General features: G+C 55.7%; 5 protein-coding genes. All 5 read left to right on the top strand.

The features are described 5' to 3' along the window. Positions 1-2,037: type VI secretion system tip protein TssI/VgrG (tssI, locus tag DNK59_RS22810; protein ID WP_110724895.1), on the top strand; the 2,037-nt coding region annotated here is incomplete at its 5' end. 16 nt (positions 2,038-2,053) lie between these two features. After that, the gene (locus tag DNK59_RS22805; RefSeq protein ID WP_110724894.1) at positions 2,054-4,243 is read left to right on the top strand and encodes a phospholipase D-like domain-containing protein; all 2,190 of its coding nucleotides are present in this window, start codon (positions 2,054-2,056) and stop codon (positions 4,241-4,243) included. After that, positions 4,224-5,135, top strand: coding sequence for a tetratricopeptide repeat protein (locus DNK59_RS22800; RefSeq protein WP_256596585.1), 912 nt, complete (start codon positions 4,224-4,226; stop codon positions 5,133-5,135). Before DNK59_RS22805 ends, DNK59_RS22800 begins: the two co-directional genes overlap by 20 nt. 169 nt (positions 5,136-5,304) lie before the next feature. Next, a complete protein-coding gene (locus tag DNK59_RS22795; RefSeq protein ID WP_256596584.1) occupies positions 5,305-6,006 on the top strand; it encodes a tetratricopeptide repeat protein in 702 nt (233 codons plus the stop codon). A gap of 378 nt (positions 6,007-6,384) precedes the next feature. Next, the coding region (locus DNK59_RS22790; protein WP_110724896.1) for a tetratricopeptide repeat protein at positions 6,385-7,247 on the top strand (863 nt) is incomplete at its 3' end.

Raw genomic sequence — 7,247 nt, 5'->3', positions numbered from 1 at the left:
ATCTTCCAGCAGCTCTCGGCCCCGCAGATCATCGCCCTGATCCTCGAAGAGCACGGCATTCTCGGCGATGCCTACCAGTTCCAGATCCAGCAGCTTTGCCCTGCGCGCGACTACTGCGTGCAGTACGACGAGAGCGACCTGCACTTCATCCAGCGCCTGTGCGAAGAGGAAGGCCTGCACTATCACTTCCAGCACAGCCGCGAAGCGCATTTGCTGGTGTTCAGCGACAACCAGAGCGTGTTCCGCAAGCTTGGTCGGCCCACCGCCTATGTGCGCGGCAGCGGGCTGGTGGCCGATGAACCGGTGATCAAGGGCTTCAACGTGCGCCTGGAATCTTGCACCAGCCGCGTCACCCGGCGCGACTACGACTTCGAAAAGCCGCGCCTGCAAATGGAATCCGCCTACAAGCCCGAAGCCAAAAGCGCAGAGCCGGACCTGGAAGACTACGACTACCCTGGCCGCTTCACCGACCGTGAGCGTGGCAAGTTGCTCAGCCAGCGGGCCCTGGAACGCCATCGCGCCGACTACCTGCAAGCAGAAGGCTGGGGCGATGAACCGCGACTGGTCAGCGGACATTTCCTGGAACTGTCCGATCACCCGCGCCAGGAGTGGAACGACCTCTGGCTGCTGACCCAGGTCACCCACGAGGGCAAGCAGCCCCAGGTGCTGGAGGAGTCGATCACCAGCGACACCGAGTCGAGCGATGGCTTCCAGCAGGGCTACCGCAACCGCTTCCTCGCCACCCCCTGGGATGTCTTCTTCCGCCCGCCGCTGGACCATCCCAAGCCCCAGGTCCTAGGCAGCCAGACCGCGGTGGTCACCGGCCCGGCAGGAGAGGAAATCCACACCGATCAATATGGCCGGGTCAAGGTGCAATTCCACTGGGACCGCGAAGGCCAGGGCGACGACCGGACCAGCTGCTGGCTGCGGGTCGCCTCCAGTTGGGCCGGCGACCGCTACGGCGCCATCGCCATCCCGCGCATCGGCATGGAAGTGCTGGTGGACTTCCTCGAAGGCGACCCTGATCAGCCGCTGATCAGCGGTTGCCTCTATCACCAGGAACACCCCGTCCCCTACGAACTACCGGCCAGCAAGACCCGCAGCACCTTCAAAACCCTGAGTTCACCGGGCGGCGCGGGCTTCAACGAAGTGCGCATCGAAGACAAGCAAGGCGCCGAACAGATCTTCGTCCACGCCCAGCGCGACTGGGATGAAAACATCCAGAACGACCAGAAGATTCGCGTTGGCCACGAGCGCCACGACAGCGTCGAGCAAAACAGTTACAGCGAATTCAAGGCTGAAGAACACCGCACCACCCACGGCGAACGCAAAGTCGAGGTCAAGGCCGACGATCACCTGAGCGTGGCGCACGACCAGCACATCAAGCTGGGCACCGCACAACTGCTAGAGGCCGGCCGCGAGATCCACCTGCAAGCGGGCCAGAAGCTGGTGATCGAAGCGGCCAGTGAACTGACGGTGCAAGCCGGGGGCAGCTTTATCAAGCTCGACGCTAGCGGCATCAGCGTGAATGGGGCGCTGCTCAAGGTGAATGCGGGGGGCGCTGCGGGGCAAGGCAGCGGCGCCGCCGGCCTGTTGCCGGTGGCGCCCCTGCCGGCCGCCACCGACAAGGCCGGCACCTTGCTGGAGCGCGCAGCGTCGCAACCAGCTCCCGAGGTCATCCATCGACTCAGCGCGGTGATCAGCCCCGTTCCGGGCGTGCCGGGATACGAGGACGAACCCTATCAGCTGTTCGCCGATGGCGCGCTGATCCAGCAAGGCCTGACCGGTGCCGATGGCGTGATTCGCTTCGAGCATGTGCCTGGCACCCAGGCCTATGCGGTTGAACTGATCAACGGGCACCGTTTCGAGATCGAGCCCAAGGAACAGAGCGACGAACCCGAGTCACCACACCAGCCACTGGCCCGTCGCGGCTATCGCGACTATCAAGGGCAAATGGATCAGCTTGAAGCCCTGAACACCAAGGACGACTATCGAATGGCCGCGCTGAACCCGGTCATCCCACCCAAAAACCAGTAAGTGCGGGGACCAGGCAATGCCTGTCGACTACAGCAAGGAAGTGCTTCAGTTCAAGCCCAAGGAAGACAAGTTCATGTGCTTGAGCATGGAATGGTTCGCGAAAAAAGCGCTGTTCCCACCGCGAGCGGGGATCAAGATCACGCCGCTGATCAACGGTGAAACCGCCTTCGCCGCCGTGCACCACGCGATTGAGCGAGCCAATCGCAGCGTGGAAATCATCAGTTGGGGCTTCGACCCGGCGATGCGTTTCAAACCCGATGGCGATCGCATCGGTGAGCTGCTGGATGTACGCGGCCGGCACGGGGTCAAGGTGCGGATGCTGATCTGGAAAAATGCCTTGGCCAACTTCCTCGAAAACACCATCCCCGGCGATGGTTTGGCCGGCTCGGGCGGCACAGCGATCGGCTCGGGCATGACCCGGGGGAGCGCCGCCTCCGAGCGCACTCTGGAAGAGCGTCAGCGACTGGAATACCGCCGCACCGTGCATCAACACGAATTGAACAAACTGCGAGCCGGTCAGCTACCGGCCTATGGTTCCAGCGGCTACCGCTATGAACAGCGCGAACAGGAGCTGCTGGCGATACTGCGTGACGTCGAGGCGCAGCTCAATGCCCAGGGCGCCTACAGGACACTGGACGGCTCGGGCGCCCCCGGCTACTCCCCCGATGACCAGCAGTACACCCGGGAATGGTTCCGCCGAATTCACGGCGGACGCATGCAGAACGTCGAGTTTCGGACCCGGGACTTTTCCCTTGAAATCCCCTTGAACGCCGCCATTCGCGGCCCCCAAATGGCCACGGAAAAAGGCCGACTGGCTACCCTCTACCGACTGATCCAGGGTGAAGCCCCCGACAGCAATTTCGCCCATATGCTGGCCCTCAGCCTGTTTGCCAGCCATCACCAGAAAATGGTCCTGGTGGACTACGAAGACAGCACCAACGCGGTGGGTTTCGTCATGGGCCACAACATGCACCGCAACTACTGGGACACCAGCGCCCACCTCTATCACGACAAGGCCGCCCGACGCAGCCCGGGCTTCGGCCCCTGGCAGGACCTCTCGCTCAAGGTCCAGGGCCCCGCCCTGCACGACCTCAACCACAACTTCAGCAGCGCCTGGGACCGGGAAACCTTCTGGATCAAGCAATGGTTCAGCGATGGCCTGCGCCAGCAGCGCCAGGCCATCAAGCCCGACCACTTCAAGCCGGCCGGATCGAGCATGGCGCAGATCTGCCGCACCCAACCCCAGGAAAATGCCGAGACCTCGATCCTCGAACTGCACCACAAGGCCCTGGGCAATGCTCGCAACTACGTCTACATGGAGAACCAGTACTTTCGCTACCCGCCATTCGCCAAGCAGCTACGCGAGTTGGCCGCGGCCTACCTCGCCGCAGGCCGGGACAAGGACCTGTACCTGTTCGTGGTCACCAACACCCCCAACTCCGGGATGTATGCCAGCACCACCTATGCCACCTTGCAGGAACTGGGGCAGGAGCAACTCATGCCCCAGGCCCAGCGCAGCCTGGCCGAAGAGATGCTGCGCAAGCGCAGCCAGTTGGCCTACCTGCAACGCCACCCGCACAACGATCCCTATCTACGACGCGCACAGCTCAACCGCGCCGAAGTGCTCCAGCGCGAGATCGACGAACTCGAACGCCAGGGCGTCACCCCCGAGATAGAAGCGCGACTGGGCGGCCTCAAGCCCGAAGACATCGCCAAACTCGGCAACCCCCAAGCCGACCAAGGCGAAGACGCCAAACCCTACGCCCTCAAGGACCTGCCCGGACTCAAGGTAGTGATCGCCACCCTCACCGCCTGCAGCCCTGGCCCCGGCAGCACCTTGGCCGAAGGCGAACAGGCGTACTTCCGGGACATCTACGTGCACTCGAAACTGCTGGTGGTGGACGATGTGTTCAGCCTGCTGAGTTCGGCCAATATCAATACCCGCAGCATGCACACCGACTCGGAGTTGGGACTGGCCGCACCGGATGCAGAGTTGGCGAAGACTTGGCGGGAGGAGTTGTGGAAGTTGCATGTGGGGGAGTCGATTAGTGATGAAAAGGGGCGGTGTGATTCGGTGAAGAACTTTAAAGAATGGAATGACGTAATGGATAAAAACTGGGAGCACCGAGGACGAAATCGCCCACTAACAGCCCACCTAACTCGTTTCTGGGATATAGAGACACCTTATGCTAAAGCCGTTGATTAAAACCATATATTACTGCGCCTTTATTATTTCATTTCTATTGAGCGGAGCGATGGCTATGGCCTACCCAGTATTTACCTGCGCCTATGAACGAGACAACAACCCACCACTGGATCCACAGGCTGAATCCTGGTTTCAACAAGCGCGCATTCTAGAAAAAACACGTGGGGTTAAGGATTGGAAAAAAATAGTGGGTCTTTATGAGCAAGCCATTGCCAAGGATCATTGGAAAGCGATGCACAACTTAGCAGGCCTTTATCGTACAGGCTGGCCCGGAAGGCCTGGCGTTGAGCAAGACACCGGCAAGATGCTTGATCTCTATGAACGCATGGTAAAACTTAAAGTACCACTGGGTTACTACAATTGGTCCGTTATTACTGAACGTGGCAAAGGAGTTCTAAAATCTGAACGAATGGCTGCTTCATATCTTTTTCAAGCGGCACAATTAGGCAGCCCCTTAGCACAGGTTCAAATAGGTCAACATTTTGCTTATGCATTGCCTAGACATAAACAAGATGACGACATGGCCGAACGTTACTATCGGTGCGCAGGTGCTCAGGAAGATTCAGATGCAGTCTTAAAAAGCGCAAGCTTTTATGACACGGCCAAGGACAATAAACCACGTTCGCTTTTCTATTATCAACGCGCAGCATCTTTAGGAAACTCAATCGGATTCAACTATCTGATAGGAGTATTCAAAAAAAACCCTAGACCAATCCACAACTTTGGATATAAGCCAGACGAAAAACTCTCCGAGCTTTACTCAAGCTTATCCAAGCAACTTGATGAGAATCCCAAACTACGCTTCCCAAACCTCATGAAAGATCACCCTCTCCCCGCACACCCCACCCAGGGCTTCGACGCAGAACATCCAGATCGCAGGCCGGAATTATAAAGATGACCAGCCTTCCCCCCAAACCGCCAGCACCCTGGCCGAAGGCGAACAGGAATACTTCCTGGATATCTACGTGCACTCGAAACTGGTGATGGACGACAACTGGAAAAATGGCGAAACCGCCCACTTACTAGCCATCTAACACGTTTTTGGGATGTGGAGATGCCTTATGCCAAAGCAGTTGATTAAATTCATAAGTTTTTGCGCCTGTATTGTTTTACTTCTATTGAACGGAGCGTTTGCTGTGGCATATCCAGTTTTTACCTGCGCCTATGAACGAGATAACAATCCACCACTGGACCCTCAGGCTGAATCCTGGTTTCAACAAGCACGCATTCTAGAAAAAACGCGCGGGGTTAAGGATTGGAAAAAAATAGTGGATCTTTATGAACAAGCCATTGCCAAGAATCATTGGAAAGCGATGCATAATTTAGCTGGTCTTTATCGCACGGGGTGGCCAGGAAGACCTGGCATTGAACAAGACACCAGCAAGATGCTTAAACTCTACGAGCGCATGATAAAACTTGGAGTTCCATTGGGGTATTACAACTGGGCAGTTATCACCGAAAATGGAAGAGGTGTTTTGAAGTCAGATAGAATGGCCAGTTCCTATATTTTTCAGGCTGCACAACTGGGCAGCCCATTGGCACAGGTTGCAATTGGAAATCACCTATCATTTTCATTACCTAAAAATAAGCAAGACGACAAAATGGCAGAGTTGTATTTTCGATGCGCGGGCGCTCAGGACTCATCGGACGCAGTCATTGAGACAGCAGCATTTTATGAAATCGCAAAAAAAATAAAGCGCGCGCATTATTCTACTATCAACGTGCAGCCTCCCTGGGCAACTCTACTGGCTTCAGTAATCTAAAAGGAGCATTCGAACCAACCCCTCAACCCATGTATAACTTTGGATACAAACCAGACGAAAAGCTCCACGAGCTTTATTCTGAGTTATCCAAACAACTTGATAAAAATCCAAATCTACGCTTCCCCAACCTAATGAAAGACCACCCACTCCCTCCACACCCGACCCAGGGCTTCGACGCAGAACACCCAGATCGCAGGCCGGAATTATAAAGATGACCAGCCTTCAACCCAAACCGCCAGCACCCTGGCCGAAGGCGAACAGGAATACTTCCTGGATATCTACGTGCACTCGAAACTGGTGATGGACGACAACTGGAAAAATGGCGAAACCGCCCACTTACTACCCATCTAACTCGCTTTTGGGATGTGGAGACGCCTTATGCCAAAGCCATTGATTAAAGCCGCATATTACTGCGCCTTTATAATTTCATTTCTATTGAACGGAGCGATTGCCGTGGCATACCCAGTTTTTACCTGCGCCTATGAACGAGACAACAACCCACCACTGGACCCTCAGGCTGAGTCTTGGTTTCAACAAGCACGCATTCTAGAAAAAACACGCGGGGTTAAGGATTGGAAAAAAATTGTGGGTCTTTATGAGCAGGCCATTGCCAAGGATCATTGGAAAGCAATGCATAACCTAGCCGGCCTTTATCGTACAGGCTGGCCCGGAAGGCCCGGCGTTGAGCAAGACACCGGCAAGATGCTCGATCTCTATGAGCGCATGGTGAAGCTTAAAGTACCGCTGGGATACTATAACTGGGCAGTTATTACTGAAAATGGAGGAGGTGTTCTTAAATCAGATCGAATGGCCAGTTCTTACATGTTTAAAGCTGCAGAACTGGGTAGTCCTCTTGCGCAAGTGCGAATAGGTCAATACTTCGCATTCGAGCTACCTAGACACAAGCAAGATGACGATATGGCTGAAAAATACTATCGATGTGCGGGTGCCCAAGAAAATCCAGATGCAACATCACAAACAGCGTCATTCTATAAAACTGCAAGAAAAAATATGCCGCGCTCACTATTTTACTATCAACAGGCCGCATCACTAGGCAGTACTAGGGGCTTCAGCTATCTCACAGGGGTTTTTGAAGACAATCCACAACCTATAGATAACTTTGGATACGAACCGAACCCAAAGCTACATGCTCTGTATAAGAGTCTATGGAAACAGCTTAGAGAAGATCCCAAACTACGCTTCCCAAACCTCATGAAAGATCACCCCCTCCCCCCACACCC

It is taken from the genome of Pseudomonas sp. TKO26, assembly GCF_003225665.1.
Lineage (GTDB): Bacteria > Pseudomonadota > Gammaproteobacteria > Pseudomonadales > Pseudomonadaceae > Aquipseudomonas > Aquipseudomonas saponiphila.
Note: the sequence above shows the minus strand (reverse complement) of the source record. Positions and strands in the feature narration are given on the sequence as shown.

What these genes read in the sequence shown, in the direction of transcription:
- DNK59_RS22805 (WP_110724894.1), top strand. Translation starts at nt 2,054, where the DNA reads ATGCCTGTCGACTACAGCAAGGAAGTGCTTCAGTTCAAGCCCAAGGAA.
- DNK59_RS22800 (WP_256596585.1), top strand. Translation starts at nt 4,224, where the DNA reads ATGCTAAAGCCGTTGATTAAAACCATATATTACTGCGCCTTTATTATT.
- DNK59_RS22795 (WP_256596584.1), top strand. Translation starts at nt 5,305, where the DNA reads ATGCCAAAGCAGTTGATTAAATTCATAAGTTTTTGCGCCTGTATTGTT.